Annotated in this window: 20 protein-coding genes; 14 read left to right on the forward strand and 6 right to left on the reverse strand. The window is 58.2% G+C overall.

Annotated elements, in window-relative coordinates; translation table 11 throughout:
* Positions 1-42: 42 nt before the first annotated feature.
* The 14 genes from EKD05_RS12110 (at position 43) to hypE (ending at position 15,487) form a co-directional block, all read left to right on the forward strand.
* Entirely contained in the window at positions 43-918 is an 876-nt protein-coding gene (locus tag EKD05_RS12110) for an ABC transporter permease (protein WP_129673027.1), read from the forward strand.
* Positions 919-1,031: 113 nt separating this feature from the next.
* Complete coding sequence (locus tag EKD05_RS12115) at positions 1,032-1,790, forward strand: ABC transporter permease (protein ID WP_370374898.1); 759 nt, start codon at positions 1,032-1,034, stop codon at positions 1,788-1,790.
* A gap of 138 nt (positions 1,791-1,928) precedes the next feature.
* On the forward strand, positions 1,929-3,080 hold the full coding sequence (locus EKD05_RS12120) for a PotD/PotF family extracellular solute-binding protein (RefSeq protein WP_129673031.1): 1,152 nt from the start codon (positions 1,929-1,931) through the stop codon (positions 3,078-3,080).
* Between the two features lie 117 nt (positions 3,081-3,197).
* Positions 3,198-4,403 carry a PAS domain S-box protein gene (locus EKD05_RS12125; protein ID WP_129673033.1) on the forward strand — a complete coding sequence of 402 codons (1,206 nt, stop codon included), beginning with the start codon at positions 3,198-3,200 and terminating at the stop codon, positions 4,401-4,403.
* 44 nt (positions 4,404-4,447) lie between these two features.
* A complete protein-coding gene (locus EKD05_RS12130) occupies positions 4,448-4,750 on the forward strand; it encodes a circadian clock KaiB family protein (RefSeq protein ID WP_097651987.1) in 303 nt (100 codons plus the stop codon).
* Positions 4,751-4,789: 39 nt separating this feature from the next.
* Positions 4,790-6,325, forward strand: a complete 1,536-nt coding sequence (kaiC, locus tag EKD05_RS12135; protein ID WP_165360710.1) for a circadian clock protein KaiC — start codon at positions 4,790-4,792, stop codon at positions 6,323-6,325.
* 64 nt (positions 6,326-6,389) lie between these two features.
* Positions 6,390-8,975, forward strand: coding sequence for a bifunctional diguanylate cyclase/phosphodiesterase (locus EKD05_RS12140; RefSeq protein WP_165360711.1), 2,586 nt, complete (start codon positions 6,390-6,392; stop codon positions 8,973-8,975).
* Between the two features lie 119 nt (positions 8,976-9,094).
* Positions 9,095-9,580, forward strand: coding sequence for a HyaD/HybD family hydrogenase maturation endopeptidase (locus EKD05_RS12145; RefSeq protein WP_129673037.1), 486 nt, complete (start codon positions 9,095-9,097; stop codon positions 9,578-9,580).
* On the forward strand, positions 9,573-9,914 hold the full coding sequence (locus EKD05_RS12150) for a hydrogenase maturation nickel metallochaperone HypA (RefSeq protein ID WP_129673039.1): 342 nt from the start codon (positions 9,573-9,575) through the stop codon (positions 9,912-9,914). Before EKD05_RS12145 ends, EKD05_RS12150 begins: the two co-directional genes overlap by 8 nt.
* A 73-nt stretch (positions 9,915-9,987) precedes the next feature.
* Positions 9,988-10,629: a hydrogenase nickel incorporation protein HypB gene (hypB, locus tag EKD05_RS12155; RefSeq protein WP_129673041.1), complete on the forward strand. Its 642-nt coding sequence runs from the start codon at positions 9,988-9,990 to the stop codon at positions 10,627-10,629.
* 19 nt (positions 10,630-10,648) lie between these two features.
* Entirely contained in the window at positions 10,649-13,081 is a 2,433-nt protein-coding gene (gene hypF, locus EKD05_RS12160) for a carbamoyltransferase HypF (RefSeq protein ID WP_240695758.1), read from the forward strand.
* 4 nt (positions 13,082-13,085) lie between these two features.
* A complete protein-coding gene (locus EKD05_RS12165) occupies positions 13,086-13,343 on the forward strand; it encodes a HypC/HybG/HupF family hydrogenase formation chaperone (RefSeq protein ID WP_129673045.1) in 258 nt (85 codons plus the stop codon).
* Between the two features lie 3 nt (positions 13,344-13,346).
* A complete protein-coding gene (gene hypD, locus EKD05_RS12170; protein ID WP_129673047.1) occupies positions 13,347-14,435 on the forward strand; it encodes a hydrogenase formation protein HypD in 1,089 nt (362 codons plus the stop codon).
* A 59-nt stretch (positions 14,436-14,494) separates the two neighbouring features.
* Positions 14,495-15,487: a hydrogenase expression/formation protein HypE gene (hypE, locus tag EKD05_RS12175; protein ID WP_129673076.1), complete on the forward strand. Its 993-nt coding sequence runs from the start codon at positions 14,495-14,497 to the stop codon at positions 15,485-15,487.
* 56 nt (positions 15,488-15,543) lie between these two features.
* Here hypE and EKD05_RS12180 read toward each other — a convergent pair whose 3' ends face one another.
* The 6 genes from EKD05_RS12180 to cdaA form a co-directional block, all read right to left on the reverse strand.
* Positions 15,544-16,029, reverse strand: coding sequence for a DUF4332 domain-containing protein (locus EKD05_RS12180; protein ID WP_165360712.1), 486 nt, complete (start codon positions 16,027-16,029; stop codon positions 15,544-15,546).
* 97 nt (positions 16,030-16,126) lie between these two features.
* The gene (locus EKD05_RS12185) at positions 16,127-17,107 is read right to left on the reverse strand and encodes a hypothetical protein (RefSeq protein WP_129673078.1); all 981 of its coding nucleotides are present in this window, start codon (positions 17,105-17,107) and stop codon (positions 16,127-16,129) included.
* Complete coding sequence (locus tag EKD05_RS12190) at positions 17,107-18,330, reverse strand: glycosyltransferase family 4 protein (RefSeq protein ID WP_129673051.1); 1,224 nt, start codon at positions 18,328-18,330, stop codon at positions 17,107-17,109. The genes EKD05_RS12185 and EKD05_RS12190 overlap by 1 nt, the downstream gene beginning before the upstream one ends.
* A gap of 6 nt (positions 18,331-18,336) precedes the next feature.
* Positions 18,337-19,731, reverse strand: a complete 1,395-nt coding sequence (locus EKD05_RS12195; RefSeq protein ID WP_129673053.1) for an FAD-dependent oxidoreductase — start codon at positions 19,729-19,731, stop codon at positions 18,337-18,339.
* A gap of 330 nt (positions 19,732-20,061) precedes the next feature.
* Complete coding sequence (locus tag EKD05_RS27080) at positions 20,062-21,483, reverse strand: YbbR-like domain-containing protein (protein ID WP_129673055.1); 1,422 nt, start codon at positions 21,481-21,483, stop codon at positions 20,062-20,064.
* 28 nt (positions 21,484-21,511) lie between these two features.
* Positions 21,512-22,330, reverse strand: a complete 819-nt coding sequence (gene cdaA, locus EKD05_RS12205) for a diadenylate cyclase CdaA (protein ID WP_129673057.1) — start codon at positions 22,328-22,330, stop codon at positions 21,512-21,514.
* Between the last annotated feature and the right edge of the window lie 55 nt (positions 22,331-22,385).

Below are 22,385 nucleotides of genomic sequence, written 5' to 3' on the forward strand. Positions count from 1 at the left end.
GACCGTGCCCTGGATGTTCCGACAGAGAAGCGGAGGAAGCACATGGCATTATCGTCATTTGAACGTGAGCAGCAGCGCCATGAGCAGCGTCGTCTGATGGCCCTGCTTGCGCCGGGGATGTTCTGGTTGCTCGTCTTTTTTCTCGTGCCTCTGCTGGTGATTTTGGTCTATAGCTTTCTCACCAATGGGCCTCGGGGCAACCTTCTCTGGCAGCCAACGCTGCAAAACTACGTTGATCTTTTTACCCAGGCAAGCTATGTGAATGCGTATGTGCGTTCACTCTGGATCAGTGGACTGACCACGCTCTTTGCCCTCTTGCTTGGCTATCCTCTGGCTCTCTTTATTGTCAAACAACCGCCCCGGGTGCGCCTGGTGCTCTTGATCCTGGTGCTGATTCCCTTCTGGACCAATTTTCTCGTCCGGATTTATGCCTGGCAGATTATCCTGGCGAATAATGGGTTGATCAATGCGACCCTGGCTGCCCTCGGCCTGCCGACCCTCTTTTTGCTCAACACCGAAGGGGCGACGTTGCTTGGGTTGGTCTATGGTGAGGTGCCTTTTATGGTGCTGCCGATCTATGCGGCCCTGGATCGCTTTGATTTTACCCTGATGGAAGCCGGGGCGGATCTCGGGGCGAGCAAGTGGCGCGCTTTTTGGCATATCATGCTGCCCATGACGATGCCGGGGGTGGCCGCCGGCGCCGTGCTGGTCTTTATTCCCACCATTGGGCAATTTGTGGTGAGTGAATTGCTTGGCGGGGCCAAGGTTGATTATATCGGCAATCTGATCCAACGCCTCTTCTTGCGCTCGAATCCACCCAATTGGCCGCTCGGCTCGGCCATGTCAACGGTGATGATGATCGTGTTGCTGGGCTTCATCTTGCTCTATTTTCGCTCGACAACGGAGGAAGATCGATGATTGAGGCGCAACCGCAGAATCAGCCTGCACGCCGGGCCGCCTCCTGGTGGCCGCGTTTGAACAGCGGTGCCTTGACCTGGGGCCGCCTGAGTTTGACGCTGCATGCGTTCCTGATGTATCTCTTTCTCTATGGGCCGATTCTGGTGCTCGTCGTCTTTTCGTTTACCCGTGATGAGTTTGGCGTGCGCTGGACGGGCTTTACCCTCGAGTGGTATGTGCGCATGTTCGCCAATGATCGCCTGATGGGGGCCGCCGGCAATACCCTCTATGTGGCTTTTGTCTCGACCGTTGTTTCGACGATCTTTGGTACCCTGCTCGCCCTCGCGATGGAACGTCACCGTTTTCGCGGGCGCACCGGCGTTGATGCGGTGATCTACTTGCCCGTGGTGATCCCTGAAATCGCAATGGCGGTCTCGTTGCTCGCGTTTTCGGCCCTTGTGCTCGAGTTCATTCGTGTCGTGACGGGCGAAGTGGTTCGGCGCAGCTTCCTGACCGTGATCATCGGCCATATTGCGTTCAGTATCAGTTTTGTCACGATTGTGGTGCGGGCGAGTCTGAAACATTTCGATCGTCGTCTGGAGGAAGCCGCCCGCGATCTCGGGGCGAATAGCTGGCAAACCTTCTGGCGGATCACCTTCCCGATGATCCTGCCGGGCATCCTGGGCGGGGCGTTGCTGGCGTTTACCCTCTCACTCGACAATTTCATCATCAGTCTCTTTCTCTCGGGACCTGGTACCTCCCTCTTGCCTGTGGAGGTCTATAACAAAGTTCGTCGTGCCATAACCCCCGAGATTAATGCGATCTCGACCCTGATGCTCGCCGTTTCGATTACGCTGGTAGTCTTGTCACAACTGGTGCAGCGCAGGCGGTAAGTAGTCTGTCAACTAAGTTTTCTGATGATTTGACGCAAAGACGCAAAGGCGCAAAGGGTGTGGATAACGCATCTGGACGCCAAACGTGCGACGGATAGCTGTGCCAGAGGTAGAGGACTAATAAGGAGTAGTACAACAATGCGACGGCAATTCTTCTGGTTGATGCTGGTGCTGGTGATGCCCTGGTTGGTGGCGTGTGGTGCGGGTACCCCGACGGGGAGTGAACCGACGACAGATGCTTATGGCGGCGAGGCTGCCGTAACTGATGATGGCGTTGACCGTGCGCGTCTGGCCCGTGAACTCTATTTCTACAACTGGAGTGACTATATCAATCCTGAGATCTTGACCCAGTTTGAAGAGGAGTATGGGGTACGGGTGATTGTTGATATCTTTGACTCAAACGAAGATATGATTGCCAAGATCCGGGCGGGCAATTCGGGCTATGATGTTGTTGCCCCATCCGACTATGCAGTGCAGATTATGGCCCTTGATGATCTGGTGGCACCGCTTGATCGAACGCTTGTGCCAAATATGCAGTATCTTGATCCTGGGTTACTCAATAAATATTTTGACCCTGACAATGCCATTTCACTTCCCTATTTGTATGGGTTGACTGGCATTGCCTACAATCGCACCTTCTTCCCCGAGGGCATTACGAGTTGGGCGGTGCTCTTTGACCCCGCGCAACTGCCGGATCTCCGGGGGCGTTTTAGCATGCTCGATGATGAGCGTGAAACCCCTGGGGCAGTGCTCAAATACCTTGGAGCATCAATCAACGCGACTGATCCAGCTGTCCTAGCGCAAGTTGAAGCGATCCTGCTTGCTCAGAAACCGTTCCTTGCCTCGTACAATAGCTCGGATGTCAACCGTCGGCTCGCATCGGAAGAATTCATCCTGGCGCATGCCTGGAGCGGCGCGGCCATGCAGGCGCGGACTGGTCTTGGTGATGAGTTTTCGGGTAACCCCAACATTGAATTTGTCATTCCTGATGAGGGTGGCGCGATCTGGATGGATAATCTGGTCATCTTGCGTGAATCGCCCAACGCCTACACGGCCCATGTCTTTATCAACTTCCTCTTGCGTCCCGACGTAGCAGCGGCCAACGCCGACTATGTTGGCTACCTCACCCCGAATGAAGCGGCCATCCCGCTGCTTTCGCAGGAAGTCCGGGATCTCTACGCTGCGGGCTTTGCGCCCGATGATGCGATGCTTGAACGGCTTGAGTGGATCGAACGTGACGAAGACTCGGTTGTCTTTACTGAATTGTGGACGCGGGTAAAAGGCCAATAATCGTAGGCTCGTAGGCTCAGGGCTTGACAGCAAGCCTGGAACCTGTGATCATATAACATAGCGTCCGAGGCGGCACATGCGCCGCCTCGGCAAACGATTGAGGCAAGTCGGTCTTCCATGGATGATAGTCTGCGCTATCCAACCGACGACTTTCAGCTACGTGAAATTGTTGCGGCCAATGCCGATGGCATCATTGTCGTTGACAGTGATGGGCGGGTGCGCTTTCTGAATCCGGCGGCTGCCGCGATTCTCGGACGGCGGGTTGATGATCTGATCGGGCAGATCTTTGGTTTTCCGGTTTTGCGCGGTGAACGGGCCGAAATTGACCTCTTGCATCCTGACGGTGCTAGTCAGGTTGCCGAGATGCGGGTGGTTGATACCGAGTGGGATGGCACACCGGCCCAGTTGATTTCGTTGCGTGATATCACCGAACACCGGCGCGCTCAACAGGCGTTGCGTGATGCCGAAGCCTTTAATTGGGCGATCCTGAACTCGTTGACGGTTCACCTGGCGGTGCTTGATGCCAATGGCATGATCATCGCCGTGAACGAGTCGTGGTGTGATTTTGCCCGTGCCAACGGCGATCCCGAATTGCGGTATACTGGTGTCGGCGTCAACTATTTTACCGTCTGTCAGCATGCCATGGGGCTTGACTCAGAAGAAGGGACGATCACGCTCGATGGGATGCGGGCGGTGCTCGAAGGGCGCCTCGCGTCTTTTGAGTTAGAATATCCTTGCCATGCCCCCCACGAAGAACGCTGGTTTGTCTTACGGGTTGTCCCCCTACGGGGAACCCGCCCAGGGCTCGTCGTTTCGCATACGAATGTTACTGAACATCGGCGGCTCAGTGAAGCGGCGGCTGAAGCACGGATGTTGCGGGCTCGTCTGAGTGAGTTTGAACGCGAATTGCGCGATGTTGATGTTCGGTCACGTGAACGCTCGCAGAATAAACGACCCCTGGCCGGAGGTGTTCTGCGGCAACGGTTGCCTGATGTGTTTCGGCAAGCTTTGGTATTTTACAAACAGTTGCTCGAAGAGTCGCTCAGACATCGCGCTCAGCCTGATTATGCGATTGAACAGGACCCCCGTGAGCTTGGTGAATATCTGGGTAATCATGATGCAACCGCGCGTGATGTCATCGAGGTGCATCTCGCCAGTGTTCGTGCCGCGAGCGCCAATGCTCCGCAAGTGAAGCAGCAGGCGTATCTGGAAGAAGGGCGTCTCCTTGTTCTTGAGTTGATGGGTCATCTGGCGTCATACTATCGGGCGCGCCTGATGACCTTGCTAAATGAGCCGGGGTCGCCCGTGTCGGAGCAACGATAACCAATGAGCAGGCATCAGGCTTTTACGCTGCGCTGTGAGGTGTCATGAATGGCCCTGCCCCCAGCAAAATAGTTCTTCATCTCTATGTGGCTGGACGCTCTCCGCGCGCCGAACGTGCGATTGCAACCCTACGGCGCCTCTGTGAGCGTGAATTGGCCAGATACGAGTGCGATCTGGTGATTATTGATGTCTTGGCCGATCCTCAGCAGGCTGAGGCACGGAAAATTCTTGCAACGCCAACTTTGATCAAGGAGTTTCCTGAGCCGCCGCGACGCATTATCGGCGACCTTGGCGTTCCTCCCGAAGAATTGTTAGCTGCTTTGAATTTGCCTTATGATGGTTTGTAGGGTTGCGGGCTTTGCTCACGCCCAGAGTGGAGAAGCACCTTGGCTACAGATGTGTCAGTGATTGAGCGGCTACCAACGGGTATCCCCGGCTTTGATCATATCGCAAATGGTGGGTTGCCGCGGGGACGAACAACGCTTGTGTCGGGGACGGCGGGCAGTGCCAAGACGGTCTTTGCTTCGCAGTTTTTGGCTGCTGGCGTGCAACTCGGTGAGGCCGGTGTCTTTGTGACCTTTGAGGAGTCACCGGCGGCGCTGCGGCGCAATATGCTCGGCTTTGGTTGGAATATTGCCGAGTGGGAGGAACAGGGCCGTTGGGCCTTTGTCGACGCCTCGCCGCAGGCTGATGATGAGTTGATGATTATGGGGGCCTATGACCTCAGTGCGTTGCTGGCGCGCATCGAGCACGCGGTGCGCCGTGTGGGGGCAACCCGCGTGTCGATGGATAGCCTCGGGGCCATCTTTAATCGCCTGGCTGATACCCGTGTGGTGCGCAATGAGTTGTTCCGTATTGTGACGTCCCTCAAGAGTATGGGCCTCACAGCGGTCATTACGGCTGAACGTACCCACGAGTATGGTGATATCGGACGCTATGGGGTCGAAGAGTTTGTCACTGATGATGTGGTCATCCTGCGCAATCTGTTGGAAGAAGAAAAGCGCCGCCGTACGGTCGAGATCCTCAAATTCCGTGGGACGTCGCATCAAAAAGGTGGCTTCCCTTTTACCGTGATCCCTGGTCAGGGCATCGTGGTGATCCCGCTCTCGGCGATTGAGTTGAAACAGCGCTCGTCGAATGTGCGGATTAGCTCGGGTTCCCCCGAACTCGATCGGATGTGTGGGGGCGGCTTCTTCCGCGACTCGATTATTCTGGTCAGTGGGGCGACCGGAACCGGTAAGACGCTCATGTCAACGACTTTTATGGCGTCGGGTGCCCTGCGCGGTGAACGTTCATTGCTCTTTGCTTTTGAAGAGAGCCGCGATCAGTTGGCGCGTAATGCGATTGGGTGGGGCGTTGATTTTGAGCAGATGGAACAGGATGGCCTCCTGCGGGTGGTTTGCAACTATCCTGAGGTGACTGGCCTTGAGGATCAGTTGATTTCGATTCAGGATGAAATCCTGCGTTTCCGCCCCCAGCGTGTGGCGATTGATAGCCTCTCGGCTCTTGAACGCGTTTCGACGATCAAGGGCTTTCGTGAGTTCGTGATTGGCCTGACCTCGTTTATTAAACATCAAGAGATGGCTGGACTCTATACGTCGACGACCCCGACCTTGCTTGGTGGGACGTCGATTACCGAGGCGCATATTTCGACGATCACCGACTCGATTATTCTGCTGCGCTATGTCGAACTCTTTGGTGAGATGCGCCGTGGTTTGACGGTCCTGAAGATGCGTGGCTCGGCGCACGATAAAGATATTCGTGAGTTTTCGATTGATGGTACCGGGATGCATATTGGACGACCGTTCCGGAATATTTCGGGTATTCTCTCTGGTCAGTTTACCCATGTTGCCCCAAGCGAGATCGAGCGTCTCAGCGCGCTCTTCCGTGATGAAGAGAATCCGTTGCTGCCGGAAGGTTGACCTGGTGTCTGTATGACTTGGCCCTGCTATGTCACTGGCACGTCAATGGTGCAGTGAAGGTGGTATGACGTCTGATCCACAGCATTCCCGCACTCATTCTGATGATACGCCTGGATCAACGCCTTCGCCTCTGGCTACGGAAGATGCAGTGCAAGCCATAGTTGCTGAGAGCCGTGACGCGCTCGCTGTCGTTGATCCAGAAGGTGTGATCCGTCTGGTGAATGCGGCAACTGAAGCGCTCTTTGGGCGTTCGGCTGCGCATCTACTTGGGCACGAGTTCGGCTTTCCGTTGGCGCATGCGCAGATCGGCGATCTGACCATCGTTCGCCCCGATCAGAGTGTGGCGATCATTAGCCTCGCGCTGACTGACATTGCCTGGTATGACGAACCCGCTTATCTCGTCAGAATGATCGATGTGACCTTCGAGCGCCGGAGCGAACAGTTGCTGATCGAGTCGCAGCAACTTTTGCATCAGGCGCTTGATAGTATAGCCGCCGGGGTCGTGATGATCAATGCCGAAGGCGTGATTATTGCGGCCAATAATGCATGGCAGAGCTTTCTTGCTACCCATAACTTTCCCCCAGAGTATGGCAAGATTGGGTCCAGTTATCTGCGGCTGGCCAAACGCCTGATCGCAGCAAGTGAGTCGCCTTCCCCGACGATCCTCGAGGGGCTACAGGCGGTGCTGGCGGGTCAGCGATCCGACTACCAGAGTGAGTATGCGCTGGTGATGGATCAGGGAACGCGCTGGTTTGTGATGAATGTGCTTGCATGTCGTGAAGGCCAGCAGGTCTGCGCGATTGTGACCCACAATGAGACAACCAGACAACACCAGCGTGATGACCTTGAAGCCGATAGCCGCCAGACCCTCGAGTTGATTGCCCGTCAGCGCAGCCTCGAGGCGGTTGTTGCACGGATTTTGTTGATGACCCAGAATAGGCATCATGATAGCATCTATGTTGCGTTGCTGGTGCCTGATGCCGATGTCTTTCGCTCGCTATCCAGCGATACGCTGCTCGCCAATGAACTCGCGATCCTTGATCGTTGGGCCAAGGATTATGCGCTGTCGGCCAATGCGGTTGGTGGTGATGGACTGACGATTCAGGCCACCGATATGGCTGCGCCCGAGGCACCCTGGCCTGCCCTTCACCCTTTGATGGCGGCTCGGCATGTTGTGATGGTCTGGTGCGCCCCGGTGCGGGCCGGGGCGCTTGGGGTGGTAGCCCAATTGATCTGTTGTCGCCGTGTGTCGATCGCGCCGAATGCCGATGATCTGGTCTTTATGGAACTCGTCGGGCAGTTGCTGGCAATTGCGATTGAGCAGCACGAGCATACCCGCCAGCTTGCGTATCAGTCGTATCACGATCCGCTCACCGGTCTCCCTAATCGCTTGCTCTTTGAGGATCGTTTGCATCAGGCCCTTGAAATTGCCCGCCGTTCGGGGAATTTGATGGCGGTGATGATGCTTGACCTCGATCGCTTCAAGCAGATCAATGATACGCTCGGCCATACCGTCGGCGACACGCTCTTGATCCAGTTGGCACGCCGCTTTGAGGGCTGTGTGCGGACAACCGATACGCTGGCGCGTCGTGGCGGCGATGAGTTTATGCTTGTCTTGCCCGATGTGAGCGGCGCACAGCAGGTGACCCGCATCGCCCGTCGTCTGCACGATGCCCTACGCACGCCGTTTGTGATTAACCAGCAGGAACTCTTTGTCAGTGCGAGCATTGGGGCGAGCCTCTATCCGCACGATGGCGAAGACGCTGATGCGCTGCAACGTAGTGCCGAAGCGGCAATGTATCGCGCCAAGAGTACCCTCCGCAATAGTTTTCAGTTTTTTGATGCGACGGTCAACACCGCTGCGCTCGCCCGCCTGCAACTTGAAACGCATCTGCGGCGAGCCATCGAACGCGGTGAGTTGAGCTTGCATTATCAGGCCAAGGTTGATCGTACACGTCAGTTGATTGGCGCTGAGGCGCTGCTGCGCTGGCAGCATCCTGATCTGGGCCAGATCCCCCCGGCCCGTTTTATTCCGCTGGCCGAAGAGATTGGCTTGATTGTGCCAATTGGTGAGTGGTGCCTCCGTGAGCTGTGTCGCCAGATCCAGGTGTGGGATGCCGCCGGCCTGCCGTCCGTCCGCATTGCGGTCAATGTATCGGCGTTGCAGTTCTCGCAACAGGATTTCATCGCCACCTTGACCCAGATCCTTGCCGAAACAAACGTCGTGGCGGAGCGGATCGAGCTTGAGTTGACCGAGAGCATGCTGATGGGCAATGTCGAAGCGGTGATGCGTCAGTTGAGTAGCCTCCGTAGCCTCGGGTTGAGTCTGGCGATTGATGATTTTGGCACGGGCTTTTCGTCACTCGCCTATCTCCAACGCTTGCCGATCAGTGTCCTTAAAATTGATCGTTCATTTGTAAGTAAAATCGGATTTGAAAACGATAGTAGTGAGCGTGGGATTGTCAATGCAATCATTACTCTTGCCCATCATTTGAGTATGCAGGTTGTTGCCGAAGGCGTCGAAACCACGACGCAGTATGCGTTTCTGCACGAGATGGGCTGCGATTTCTTCCAGGGCTATCTTTTTAGCAAACCCATCCCGCCTGAACAATTTGCCAAGGTCTTGCGTAGGGGGATGGCAGCGCTTTGAGCGATTGTTTGCTTGACGCAAAGGCGCAAAGGGTGTTGCGACCGCATTTGGACAGACCTCACAGGTCTTCAAGACCTGTGAGGTCTCACGCGCATGGTATGTAGTAGGACGACCTGCCTATGCAACACACCCTTATTCTGGGGCTTGGCAATCCAATTATGGCTGATGATGGGCTTGGTAGCCACGCATGCCAGCAGTTGCAGCGCTGGTATGGTACACTTCCCAGGGTGACGGTCTTTGACGGCGAGACACTTGGGTTGCACCTGTTGCCCCAACTCATCGGGGTGACAAACCTCTTGCTTGTCGATGCGGTGGTGACGAATGATCCCCCTGGCAGCCTGGTGCGCCTTGAAGGTGAGGCGATCACGGCAGGCATGGCTCGTCAACTCTCGCTGCATCACGTTGGTCTCGCCGAGTTGCTGGCCCTGGGTCGCCTCGAAGGTGCGATGCCGTCGCGCTGCGTGCTCTGGGGCATGGTGCCCGCACGGCTTGAGCTTGGTACCGCGTTGAGTGCAACAGTGGAGGCGCGCTTGCCCGCGCTGCTCGACGCGGTGGCCGCCGAGTTGCAGGGCTGGGGCCTTGCCAGGCAGGATCACAATGCATGAGTTGTCAGTGACGGAACACGTTTTGCAACTGGCGCTCAAGGCGGCTGATAGTCGCCGTATCCTCGCGATCGATCTGGTCGTTGGGAGCCTGAGTAGTTTTGTTGATGACTCGGTGCAGTTCTATTTTGAGATCCTGGGCCGTGAGACGCTTGCCGCAGGGGCCCTGCTTCGCTTTCGCCGTGTTTCTGCCCAGTCAACCTGTCTCGCTTGCCAGGTCGTCACACCGGTTGATCCGCCCTTGCCGTTCGCCTGTCCTGCCTGTGGCTCGTCGCAACTGCGGGTCAGCGGTGGCACCGAGTTTTACCTCGCGAGCATCGAAGTCGAAGAATTGTAACGCAGTGTTGCCAAGTCACAATCTTGCCACTTGGATTATCGGCTACAGTTGAGCAACAACAGGAGGTGCGCCAATGAAGGTGAATGTTGTTCAGGCGATTTTGAGTGACAATGATGCCGTCGCGACCGAGAATCGCGCTGCCTTTGATGCGGCAGGTCTCTTTGCCGTGAATGTGATGGCGTCGCCGGGGGCAGGCAAAACTGCGTTGATCCTGGCAACGGCGGAACGTCTGCCTGCCGGGCTTGGTCTTGGGGTGATTGAGGGCGATCTGGCGTCGTCACTTGATGCCGAGACGATCGCGGCCCGAGGGTTGCCGGTGGTGCAGATCAATACCGGCGGCGGCTGTCATCTCGATGCACCAATGATCCGGACGGCGCTGCCCCACTTGGATCTGACCAGTCTGCGGCTCTTGATGGTGGAAAATGTGGGCAATCTGGTCTGCCCGGCCAATTTCAAGCTGGGCACCCATGCCAATGTGGTGGTCGCCAGTGCGCCCGAAGGCCACGATAAGCCGTATAAGTATCCGGGCATGTTTGCGGCGGCTGATGTGGTTCTGTTGAATAAGGCCGATCTTTGCTCTGTCTTTGACTTTGATCTTGAGTTCTTTTGCCGTGGCGTGCAGATGGTGAATCCCGATGCTCCGATCTTTGCGGTTTCGTGTCGTACTGGCGCGGGCCTTGCGCAGTGGATCGATTGGCTTGTGAGTCGGGTCTAGATCTATGGAGAGAGCAAGCTTGAGCAATGAAGCTCACGGTGAGGCGCGGCTGATCCGACTCCGTCTCGCCATCCACGGGGCGGTGCAGGGGGTTGGGTTTCGCCCTTTTGTCTATCGCTGTGCGTTAGAGGCGCAGCTCACGGGGTGGGTGCTCAATGGGCCTGATGGGGTGGTGATCGAGGTTGAGGGTCGGCGTGATCAGCTTGAGGCTTTTCACCTTCGCATCCTCAATGAGCATCCCCGGGTTGCCCGTATTCTCGCTGCGTCAGTTGATTGGCTTGAGCCAGTTGGGTTTCACGGGTTTCAGATCCGTGAGAGTGATGCCGAGGGCTTGCTTTCGGTGCAGGTCTTGCCCGATCTTGCGACGTGCCCGCAGTGCCGCACCGAGGTGCGCGATCCCGCCAATCGCCGCTACCGTTACCCCTTTATCAATTGCACCCAGTGTGGCCCGCGCTTTAGCATTATCGAGCAGTTGCCCTATGATCGCCCGGTAACAACCATGCGGTCGTTTGAACTCTGTCCGGATTGTCGTGCTGAGTACGACAATCCGCTTGACCGGCGCTTCCATGCCCAGCCAAATGCCTGCCCTGTCTGTGGGCCACAGCTTGCCCTCTGGCGGATGCCTGATGGAGAGGCGGGCGTAAAATCCGAACCCTCTGGGCCAGATCTTCACCATGTCGTTTGTCTGCCAACGAGCGCGACCGTGCTGGCTGAGGGTGATGCAGCTTTGCGTGGGGCGATCACGGCGATCCTGGCCGGTCAACTTGTCGGAGTCAAGGGGCTCGGCGGGTTTCAGCTGATCTGTGATGCGCGGAACGAGCAAGCCGTGGCGCGTCTGCGGGTGCGCAAACAGCGCCCGACCAAGCCGCTCGCCCTGATGGTGCGCGATCTGGCGATGGCCTCGACGTTGTGTCTGGTGCCTCAGGAAGCGGCGGATCTGTTGACTTCGCCGGAAGCGCCGATTGTGCTGCTGCGACGGCGCGATGAGGCCGTGGTTGCGCCCGGGATTGCTCCGGGCAATCCGTACCTCGGCCTGATGTTGCCAACCACGCCGCTTCACCATCTGTTGCTTGATGCGCTAGATGCCCCCATCGTGGCGACGAGTGGCAATCTGACCGACGAGCCAATTGCGATTGATGAATACGAAGCGCTGCAGCGCCTGACCGATATCGCTGATTGGCTGCTTGTCCACAATCGCCCGATTGTCCGCCCCGCTGATGATAGCGTCGCGCTGCTTCTTGGTGGTGAACCGCGCCTGTTGCGACGTGCGCGAGGCTATGCGCCAGCGCCGGTCATCCTCCAGCACCCGGCCCCATCGATTCTCGCGTTGGGGGCGCAACTCAAGAATACCATTGCGCTGAGTGTTGGACGGCAGGTGCTGCTGAGTCAGCATCTCGGTGATCTCGCCACCCCTGAAGCGCGCACAGTCTTTGGGCAGGTGGTCGCTGATCTGATGCGCCTCTATGCCGCCACGCCGACGGCAATTGTCCACGATCTCCATCCTGACTACTTTACGACCACGTTTGTGCAGCGTAGGGGCGATGGCGTGCTGCCAGCGAGCGCTCAAGTGTTGAGCGTTCAGCATCACCACGCGCACCTGGCCTCGTGTATGACCGAGCATCAGGTAGAGGGGTTGGCGCTGGGGATCATCTGGGACGGGACTGGCTACGGGTTAGATGGCACGATCTGGGGCGGCGAGTTTCTCTATGGCAATGTGGCCTACTCGCAGCGTGTCGCGCATCTGCGGCCCTTTCTGTTGCCTGGGGGCGATGCCGCGATCCGCGAACCACGGCGCACGGCCCTGGCGCTGCTCTATGCGATTGATGGGGTTCAGGCGATGGAGTGGGACGACCTGGCCCCGTTGCAGACCTTTACCGCCCACGAGCGGGTGGTCTTCTCGCGGATGTTCCAGACGGGGGCGCAGTGTGTGCCAACCAGTAGTGTGGGACGACTCTTTGATGGGGTGGCGGCGTTGCTCGGTCTCTGCCAGAAGGTGACGTTTGAAGGTGAAGCGGCGATGATGCTTGAGTATGTCGCCGATCCTTATGAAACCGTGAGCTACCCGTTTATGCTGGTTGGTTCTTCACTCGATTGGCGACCTACGTTGATTGCGCTGCTGGCGGATCTGCGGCGTGGCGTGGCGATTGAGCGGATCAGTGCGCGTTTCCACAATGCGATGGTGTCGAGCATGGTGGCCGTCGCTCGGATGGTTGATCCGCCGGTGATTGTGTTGAGTGGGGGCTGTTTCCAAAACCGTCTGTTGGCCGAGCGTGCCGTTGCCGTGCTGGGTGCCTGTGGGATGCGGACACTCTTGCATCGCCAGGTGCCACCGAATGATGGCGGGATCAGTCTGGGTCAACTGGCGGCTGCTGCCGCACGCATCGAAGGCTATACGTTGACTGAAGTTGTGCGGATCGCACGGTCGTATACCTTTGTCCCTGGAATGGAGTAGGCGTATGTGTCTTGGTGTACCTGGCAAAGTGATTGCCGTTGAACCAGAACGCGATGGCATTGTGATGGGCCGCGTGAATTTTGGGGGGATCGTCAAGTCGGTTTGTCTCGCCTATACGCCCGAGGTGCAGGTCGGCCAGTATGTGATCGTGCATGTTGGGTTTGCCCTGAGCATTGTTGATGAAGAAGAGGCCGCCAGGGTTTTTGAGTATCTGCGCGAGATGAATGAACTGGACGAGTTGGCGCTCAAACAACCGGAGTAAGCCATGCGCTTTGTTGATGAATATCGCGGTGAAGCCGAGGCGCAGCAGTTGCTCGAGGCAATCAGACGCCTGGTGACGCGCCCGTGGACACTGATGGAGATCTGCGGTGGTCAGACGCATACGCTGGTCAAGGCGGGCATTGATCGGTTGTTGCCGTCGTCAATTGAGCTTGTCCACGGTCCTGGTTGCCCGGTCTGTGTGACGCCACTCGAAATGATCGATCGGGCGTTGGCGATTGCGGCGCGCCCCGAGGTGATCTTTACCTCGTTTGGCGATATGCTCCGGGTGCCTGGTTCAGCGCGTGACCTGCTCAGTGTCAAAGCGGACGGCGGCGATGTCCGCATTGTCTATTCGCCGCTCGACGCGGTCAAGCTTGCCCAACAGCATCCTGACCGTCAGGTCGTCTTCTTTGCGGTCGGATTCGAGACGACGGCACCGGCCAATGCAATGGCGGTTCACATGGCCCACCGGCTTGGCCTCCCCAACTTTTCGATTCTCTCGGCGCATGTGCTGGTGCCCCCGGCGATGGAGGCGATCCTTGGTGCGCCAACCAATCGTGTGCAGGGTTTTCTTGCGGCGGGTCACGTCTGTGCGGTGATGGGCTATCACGAGTATCTGCCGCTCGCCGAGCGCTACCGCGTGCCCATCGTTGTCACGGGCTTCGAGCCGCTTGATCTGCTGCAGGGCATCTATATGACGGTTGAAATGCTGGAAAAGGGCGTTTGGGGCGTCGAGAACCAGTATGCGCGGGCGGTGACGCCCGAAGGCAATCGCCATGCCCAACGCTTGATGGCCGCGGTCTTTGAAGTGCGTTCGCGGCAATGGCGGGGCATTGGCATGATCCCGCAGAGCGGCCTCGGTCTGCGGCCTGCTTTTGCGGCCTATGATGCTGAAGTGCGCTTCAATGTGCAGGCGATTGAAGCCGTCGAGTCACCACTCTGCATTGCTGGCAAGATCATGCAGGGTCATGCGCGCCCGTGTGATTGCTCTGCTTTTGGCACAGCCTGTACGCCCGAGCACCCGCTCGGTGCACCGATGGTCTCGTCGGAGGGGGCGTGTGCGGCCTATTTTCACTATGCAAGTGTGGAGTAACAAGCGTGGCATTTGAAGCAGTCTGTCCCATTCCGCTCAGCCAGTATCCAACGGTGACGATGGGGCATGGCGGGGGCGGGCGGTTGACGCAGATGCTGATCGAGCAACTGATTCAGCCTGCGTTGACCAATCCGAGCCTGGATCGTCTGCATGACGGGGCACAGTTGGAGGTGGGTGGTGCGCGCGTCGCCTTTTCGACCGACTCGTATGTCATCAGTCCGCTCTTCTTTCCTGGCGGCGATATCGGCTCACTGGCGGTGCATGGCACGGTGAACGACCTCGCCATGTGTGGGGCGCAGCCGCTCGCCCTCTCGGTCGGGATGATCATTGAAGAGGGCCTGCCGATGGAGACGCTGTGGCGGGTGGTGCAGAGCATGCGTGATGCGGCGGGTGCCGTTGGGGTGCCGATTGTGACTGGCGACACCAAGGTGGTTGATCGGGGCAAAGGTGACGGCATCTTTCTCAACACGACGGGCCTTGGCCTGATTCCGCCGGGCATCCAGATCGACCCGCAGCGTGCCGAGCCAGGCGATGTCGTGCTCGTCAGTGGCCCGCTCGCCAATCACGGCATTGCGATCATGTCGGTACGTGAAGGTCTGGAATTTGAGACCGCACTTGAGAGTGACTCGGCCCCCCTGCACACCCTGGTCGCCGATCTGCTCGGAGTGGCTGGGCCGGCAGTACATGTCTTGCGCGACCCAACGCGAGGCGGCGTCGCCTCGGCGCTCAACGAGATCGCGCAGGCGGCGCGGGTTGGCATCCTGCTTGAAGAGAAGAACATCCCCCTCGATGAAGCGGTGCGTGGCGCCTGTGAAATCCTCGGGCTTGACCCGCTCTATGTCGCCAACGAAGGTAAATGCCTGGTGATTGTCGCGGCCGATTACGCCACCCTGGCCCTGGAAGCGTTGCGTCGCCACCCGCTCGGAGCACAGGCCGCCATGATCGGCCAGGTAACGAGCGAGCATCCAGGCAGCGTTGTGATGCGTTCACGGATTGGTGGTATGCGCAGCGTTGACATGCTCAGCGGCGAGCAACTGCCGCGCATCTGTTAAAGCTGAATGCCAGACGGGGTGCGGGGCCTGGCCCCGCACCCCGTCTGACATCATCCCTAATAGACCTCAGCGTTCCCGCCAAAAAAGAGCACCTGCGGCAACTCACGTGCGTGTTCGATCCAGCCTTTGACCACCTTGGGGGTAGGGGAGCGTTTGAGCAAGCCCAGTTCGGTATTGGCTTGTTTCAACTGGGGCAACAGATCATCGGCATTGCGGAAGGCCAGATCCGGCACCGTCGTGACCCCGGCAGCGGTCAGCAGCGTCGCATTTGTCCACGACACCCCATTTACCCGTTCGAGATCCATCAAATAGAGCGCTTTGAGCAGTTCAACCTGATCAATGCCAGCACTCGCCGCGATCGCATCGCGGCCCTCGGGTTGGGCACCGCGTTCGAGCAGGGTGACATTGGTCATGATATCGAGGCTATTCAATTTCTTGACCAGCTCAGGATCGAGGCTCGCAATCGAACCAAGCTTCGTCATAAAGCTCACGGCCCCATCTGTCTTGACCGCCTCGCCCTCACTGATCTTCTTCTCCGCCATACAAAAACCTCCTGATGCTTTCCAATACGCCACATTACACCGATCTATTATACCAAAAGCAGGGCTATCGGGCGTTTTAAGCGAACCGCAGGCCCGCTTAGAATGCCCGATCAGGGCACAACACATACCACCACCAGTTATGCTGCACACCATCGGTCACACCAGCGCCACGAGGCAGATGATCGAGCCACCAGAGGTGATGCAAGCGCATATCGCCGTTGCCCCAGTCTTGCGCATTCATCATCCGTGGTGGGCCACTGAGGTCGGGGAAGTTGTGCCAGGTATCGGCGCGTGAAAGCACCGGACGAGCATTGCCCCACTCGTAATCGCGGGTACTATTAGGGGCAAAATGGACATTGCCACACTCGGCGCGCCCGGGGTGGCGTAACTCGTGGCGAATGTAGCGCTCCCAGAGGTTGCGTTCGCCCTGGTGGTTGCGGTAGACGTGGCTCATAATTGACTCGACCCGATGGCCGAAATTTTCGAGCATGCAGTCAACACCGCGTTCATAATTGAAGCCCATGATGACGAAGCGTCGTGGGCAGAGATCGGGCGACGCCAGCGGCGGCGAGTTGCACCAGATCGCCCCGGCCCCCACCATCTGGCTTTCGTAATAGCCAGCATAGGGAAAGCCCATCAGCCAGACTTCGTCAATGGCACCACTGAGCACTTTGCGCTTGAGATCGAACGTCGCGATCAAATGCTCATAGTCAACGGCATCGGGCTGATGAAAGTTCTGCTGGCGGGCCATGCAGCGGAGATAGGTTGCGTCCTCGTAGGTAAAGCCGTCGCGTTTGACGGGATAGCCATCAACGACCTGATGCTCGGCGATTTCGTAGCGTGCGATCCCGCCCGAGGCTGTGCGCAGATCAGCGGCATACTGTTGTGCGAGCGCAACGGGATTGGGCCAGTTGAAATACTCGTAGAGGCGGAGCCCGCCGCGGGCTTCAAGGATGGGTGCGTGGGTAATCAGGCTGACGCGCAGCGTGATGGGCTCGACGGTTGCGGGCGAACCGTGGAGCACGCCCTGGTCGCGGTGTTGAGCTTGTTTACGTGAGCCAAAGAGCCAGTCGAACATCACAGATCTCGCATTGCTACAGCATAGGCCTGTTCAGCAATCAGCACGAGGCGATCCCAGTTATACTCGGTTGCCGCGATCTGCGCATTATCGGCGAGGCGCATGCGCAGGATCTCATCATCAATGAGGCGCAGCGTTGCGGCGGCGAGGGCCGCAGGATTACCAGGCGGCACCAGCAAGCCACTCGTCTCGTGAATCAGCATATTGCGGGCCTCACCGACATCACTAGCGATAACCGCGAGGCCAAAGCCCATCAATTCGAGCAACTTGGCCGAGCAGCGCGCCCGATTAATCAGCGTATCACGCGTTGGCACAAGCGCAATGGCGGCCTCGGCAATCACCTCAGGAATGACGGCGGGGTCGAGCCACCCGCGATAGTCAAGCATGGAAGCAAAACCGGCTCGGTTCGCCCAGGCGAGCAGTTCCTGTTCTTCCCCGTTTTCCCCCCGACCAATCACAATCAGGCGTACGCCAGGCCGTGCCGTCGCGATTGTCACCAGGGCTGCCACCAACTCGTGCAGATCGATTTCCCAGAAGCGCGTATAGAGCAGCAGGGTCGGATAGGGTTGATAGGCCGGTACCCGATCGGGTTCATCAAGGGGAAAGAGGGGCAAATGGTCGTGCCACTCGTCTTGCTCATCAGCATCATCAAAGAGCGCGGGATCAATGCCATTGGGCAAATAGAAGACCCGCTCGGGCGGCACCCCCATCGACCAGACGAGACTTTCGAGGGTACGGCTCGCGACCGTCACGGCGGCGGCGCGGCGGGGCAAATCGCGTTCTTGCCAGGCAAAGAGCCAGCGCGCGCTGGAAGGATAGGGTAGCAACTCATTCCAGCCCCCCCAGCCTTCCCAGTCATCGCTATCGACCACCAGGGGCACCCGGGGCGAGAGGCCACGGGAAGCGAGGGCCGCGAGACCGCTATAGCCCTTGGGCTTGCAGAGGTGCAACAGGTGCGGGTGGCTATCAAGCGCGATCCGCAACAACGAGGCACTCTGTTCAAGAATAGTGACGGCACCAGACGACGTTGGCAGGGGTGTATGAATAACCGTTACCCCATCGAGCACCACCCGTGTCCCGGCATCTTCGGGATTATGCACGGGTGGCGCAACCAGAGTAACGCTATGCCCACGCCGCACGAGTGCGCGTGCGAGTGGCAACATCCGCGCCAGCAAGGTTCCTTTGGGGCGCACCCCAAATGGGGCGAGCATGGCAATACGCACGTGTGACTAACCCTTGCGGCCTTCCCGAATAACCGCCATCATACGATCCACATTGGTCTCTTTGACACGAGGGCGGCTTTGGTCAACGCCGCGACTCGCCTCGTGAGCATCAAGGATCTTCCAATCGGCATACGTAATATAATGGACACCGTGGCTTTCGAGGATCTTCTCGACGTCGCCATCACCGGGTGCCGGGGTGAGCGTTGGCAAATCCTCGATCATCATGGCCACCGTTGCGGCGGCATCGGGCTTATTCGTCCCGATAATGCCCGACGGCCCGCGTTTGGCCCAGCCGACCACATATTCACCAGGGACAACCTCATCGCTGCGCGTGCGCACCACACGCCCGGCCACATTGGGGATTGTCCCGCTCATCTCATCAAAGGGCACCCCGGGCAACCTGATGCCACGATAGCCGACCGAACGCAGGATCATCCCGCAAGCGAGGTTCTCGTACTCACCGGTGCCGCGGGGCCGCTGCGTACCATCGGCGGCCTGCACCAATTTATTGCGTTCAATCTTGACCCCAACCACCTTGCCATTCTCACCGAGCACTTCGACCGGTGAGGCGAGGAAGCGCATCACAATGCGTTTTGGTGCGCCGGTTGCGCCACGAGCGGCATAGGCTCGCAGCATATCCACATTTTTGGTGGCGGTCTTATCTTCGGCCAGGCTTAGCTCGCTGAGCGGATCGAGCTCGAGGTCAGCGGGATCGACAATCACATCAACACCCTCGAGTTCACCAAACTCTTTCAACTCAGGATTGGTAAAGGCGGCCTGAGCGGGACCACGTCGCCCAAGCACGACGACTTCACGCACCTGGCTTGTGCGCAGCACCCCAATCGCATAATCGGCCATATCGGTTTTGGCGAGTTCATCGGGGTTGCTGACCAAGATCCGGGTCACATCCATCGCAACATTGCCATTGCCCACCACCACCACCCGCTCGTGGCTCAGATCAAAATGGCGGTCGCTATAATCGGGATGCCCGTTATACCAACCAACAAAGATCGTCGCGGGCAAACTACCGAGAAACTCCTCGCCGTGCACGCCCATCTTGCGGTCAGACTGAGCCCCAACCGCGTAGATGATCTGATCGTAATGGTTCTTCAGCTCCTGATGGGAAAGATCGCGGCCAAACGTCACATTTCCAAAATAGCGCACATTGGGCAAGGCAGCGATGCGGTCATAGATACGGGTTACAGCCTTGATCGACTGATGATCAGGGGCAACCCCCTCGCGCACCAGGCCATACGGGGTCGGCAGGCGATTGATAAAATCAATCTGGCAGACGAGATCCTTTTGCTTAAGCAGCGCTTCTGCGGCGTAAAAACCAGCGGGACCGGCACCGACAATCGCGACTCGAAGCGGACGTTCCACAGTTCCGAGTTGTACACTCACGGTAAGGCTCCTTCGGCAGGCCATTCGACCGGTGGAGTCGTAAGACAGAAAAGCGAGGTAGATCACCCCTACGGATGCATGTACGCAACACTTATCTAGGCTTGCTCTTGCTCTTTGGGGTATCTTGCGAGATGATACCATACACCGAAGGTTTAAGCAAAATGTGCTATGCGCATAGGTGTTTACCTTGGCGGTAACCGGCAAGCCCAGGTACGCGGGCGTCCCGACGACATTCACCGGGTGGACGTGGGACGCGACTTCTGTACCCTGGGTGCGCGGGCGGGACGCCCGCGCACCCAGGAAGGTCGGAAAACTTAGGTTACAGACTACTTATGGCGTTGGCGTTGGCGTTGGCTCGGTGGTTGGTGCTGGTTCGGGGGGCACCGTTGGTTCTTGACCTGGAGCATTGGGGTCAGATGGAGTGGGGGTTTGCCCAGGTTCAGGCACAGGTGTGGCTGTCTCGCCAGGTGTTGGGGCCGGTATCGTTGCGGTTGGCGGGATCACCTGAGGTCGTAACGTGACCTGGACAGTAGGCACTGCGTCATTGAGCGTAATCCCCGGCGGGAGGCCCAGGCTCACCTCAAGGACATAGCTCCCTGCCTCGAGCCCGCTCAGATCGACGGTTGCGACAAGGGGGCGATTAGCGAGATCGTCGAGCGCGGCGTTGTTCCCCGCAGCCTGTACCGTCACGACAGCTGGATTGAGGCTCACCGTGAGACCTGGCTCGAGGCCAGTTGGCGTCACCTGCACGGGGAGTTCGACCTGGAAAGGCCGCTCGATCGGCGCGATCTGAACGGTGACTTGCACCTGTTCCGGTTCACCCTCGCGAGCAGAGGTACCGTCGGGGAAGATCAGAGCGACAATCGAGACCACCGTCTGACTGGCCCCCTCAATACTCATTGGCTGGGTTGCCAACACATCAATCGCATCGAGCGGTCCCGAACTACCGGCCAGCGTGATCAAAGGTGGTGAGATGGTCACATTGCGCACCGCATAGCCGGGGGCGGGTTGGCCCTCGATGGTTGGCACCACAGGCACGAGCTTGAGGCCGACGACCGGATTGATCGGGATCTCGACGGTCACGATCCCGGGATCAAGGCGCACGCCATCGATTGCCGCCCCACCGCGATCAACGGCGGTCAGGGTCAGCGGCCCCAGATAGGTCGCCCGCAACTGGGCAATATTAGCGACGGTTCGCGCCTCTTCGACGCGTTCAATGCGGCTGAGCGGGCCAATCGCCTGGACGGTCGTGATTGGCTCCCCACCGAAGCTTATTTTTGGCTCGCCCCGTTCAAAACTAAAGGGCAGGCTGCCGAGCAAATCAACCCGGATCGGCACCATACGGCTACTGATCTGTTCAAGGCGGATCGGCACGACCGAAGGCTCGACGCCATCCGCAACGGTGCGAAACGAGACATTGCTGCGCGTGGGTTGCACATTGACCGGCACGAGGTGTTCACCGGGCCCAAGACCGGTAAGATCAAGCACCGCCCGCACATCCACCGGGCGGAGGTTTGCCAATTGTTGACGGTCGGTACTAAGGGTAATCTGAACCAGGGGCAAGGCCTGGGTCGGCAGACTGTTGCTATCGACAAGCACCAGTTCATCACCGAGGCCAATAGCCTGCAATTGAACTTCGGGAAAGGTGACCCGTTCTTCAGGGTTTTCGCTAAACGAGACAAAAGCCCAGAGCGCAAAACTCAAACCGAGGGCCAGAGCGAGCCGCATCAACGTAGTGCGCACCGGTGTCATAAGCGCATCGCCTGCCGATGGCTAGTCTTCATGAGGCTGCCTCATCCTGGGCCACGCGCAACAGACCAGCCAGCATTGTGCGCAGACGGGCTTCAGTCAAATAGCTTGCCATACGTCCGTCCTGGACAAGTGAAATCGCCCCGGTCTCTTCTGAGACAACAATGGCGAGGGCATCAGACTGTTCACTGATCCCCTTGGCGGCGCGGTGGCGTGTCCCATAGCGTCGCGGGCCAGTAATATCCTCGCTAAGGGGCAAGACCACATTCGCGGCGAGAATGCGATTGCCGCGCACAATGACGGCCATATCGTGCAGGGGCGAATTAGGATAGAAGATATTCATCAAGAGGGGCAGCGAGACCCGCGAGTCGATAATGACCCCGCGATCGGCATACTCTTGCAACTGAGTTGAGCGTTCAATCACAATCAAAGCCCCCACCCCCTGTTGCGAGAGTTGTTGCGCCGTACGAGCGATCGTACCGATCGTATCGAGGATCTCTGAGCGATTGATGCCCGAGAGAGGGCGGCTCAGGAACTCACTCGAGCGTCCCAGGCTTTCGAGGGCCCGGCGGAGCTCGGGTTGAAAGAGGATCGGGACACCAACGATCAGGGCCGGGGCGATAATCGTATTCAAAAGCCATGCCAGGGTCTGGAGTTGATCCCGCGTGACGGTACCGACAAACAAGGCGAGCGTCAGCAGAATCCCAACCCCGCGCAGCAACTGCACTGCTCGGGTACCACGAATGATCCCGAGCAGCCAGAAGATCAGCATCGCGACGATCAGAATATCAAGAATGGCATAGGGCGAGGTGAGTGGATTAAGCCGCGCCCACAGACGAGAGAAGTCCATAGCGTCTTACCTGAAGTCTCTACCAGTATTATTAGGGTAACGTGCCACAGCAACC

The sequence above is a fragment of the Candidatus Chloroploca sp. Khr17 genome (assembly GCF_004138165.1).
Lineage (GTDB): Bacteria > Chloroflexota > Chloroflexia > Chloroflexales > Chloroflexaceae > Chloroploca.

Excerpts from the sequence above, each read along its gene's own strand:
- EKD05_RS12110 (WP_129673027.1), top strand. The coding sequence starts at position 43 with ATGGCATTATCGTCATTTGAACGTGAGCAGCAGCGCCATGAGCAGCGT.
- EKD05_RS12115 (WP_370374898.1), top strand. The coding sequence starts at position 1,032 with ATGTATCTCTTTCTCTATGGGCCGATTCTGGTGCTCGTCGTCTTTTCG.
- EKD05_RS12120 (WP_129673031.1), top strand. The coding sequence starts at position 1,929 with ATGCGACGGCAATTCTTCTGGTTGATGCTGGTGCTGGTGATGCCCTGG.
- EKD05_RS12125 (WP_129673033.1), top strand. The coding sequence starts at position 3,198 with ATGGATGATAGTCTGCGCTATCCAACCGACGACTTTCAGCTACGTGAA.
- EKD05_RS12130 (WP_097651987.1), top strand. The coding sequence starts at position 4,448 with ATGAATGGCCCTGCCCCCAGCAAAATAGTTCTTCATCTCTATGTGGCT.
- EKD05_RS12140 (WP_165360711.1), top strand. The coding sequence starts at position 6,390 with ATGACGTCTGATCCACAGCATTCCCGCACTCATTCTGATGATACGCCT.
- EKD05_RS12145 (WP_129673037.1), top strand. The coding sequence starts at position 9,095 with ATGCAACACACCCTTATTCTGGGGCTTGGCAATCCAATTATGGCTGAT.
- EKD05_RS12150 (WP_129673039.1), top strand. The coding sequence starts at position 9,573 with ATGCATGAGTTGTCAGTGACGGAACACGTTTTGCAACTGGCGCTCAAG.
- hypB (WP_129673041.1), top strand. The coding sequence starts at position 9,988 with ATGAAGGTGAATGTTGTTCAGGCGATTTTGAGTGACAATGATGCCGTC.
- EKD05_RS12165 (WP_129673045.1), top strand. The coding sequence starts at position 13,086 with ATGTGTCTTGGTGTACCTGGCAAAGTGATTGCCGTTGAACCAGAACGC.
- hypD (WP_129673047.1), top strand. The coding sequence starts at position 13,347 with ATGCGCTTTGTTGATGAATATCGCGGTGAAGCCGAGGCGCAGCAGTTG.
- hypE (WP_129673076.1), top strand. The coding sequence starts at position 14,495 with ATGGGGCATGGCGGGGGCGGGCGGTTGACGCAGATGCTGATCGAGCAA.
- EKD05_RS12180 (WP_165360712.1), bottom strand. The coding sequence starts at position 16,029 with ATGGCGGAGAAGAAGATCAGTGAGGGCGAGGCGGTCAAGACAGATGGG.
- EKD05_RS12185 (WP_129673078.1), bottom strand. The coding sequence starts at position 17,107 with ATGTTCGACTGGCTCTTTGGCTCACGTAAACAAGCTCAACACCGCGAC.
- EKD05_RS27080 (WP_129673055.1), bottom strand. The coding sequence starts at position 21,483 with ATGACACCGGTGCGCACTACGTTGATGCGGCTCGCTCTGGCCCTCGGT.
- cdaA (WP_129673057.1), bottom strand. The coding sequence starts at position 22,330 with ATGGACTTCTCTCGTCTGTGGGCGCGGCTTAATCCACTCACCTCGCCC.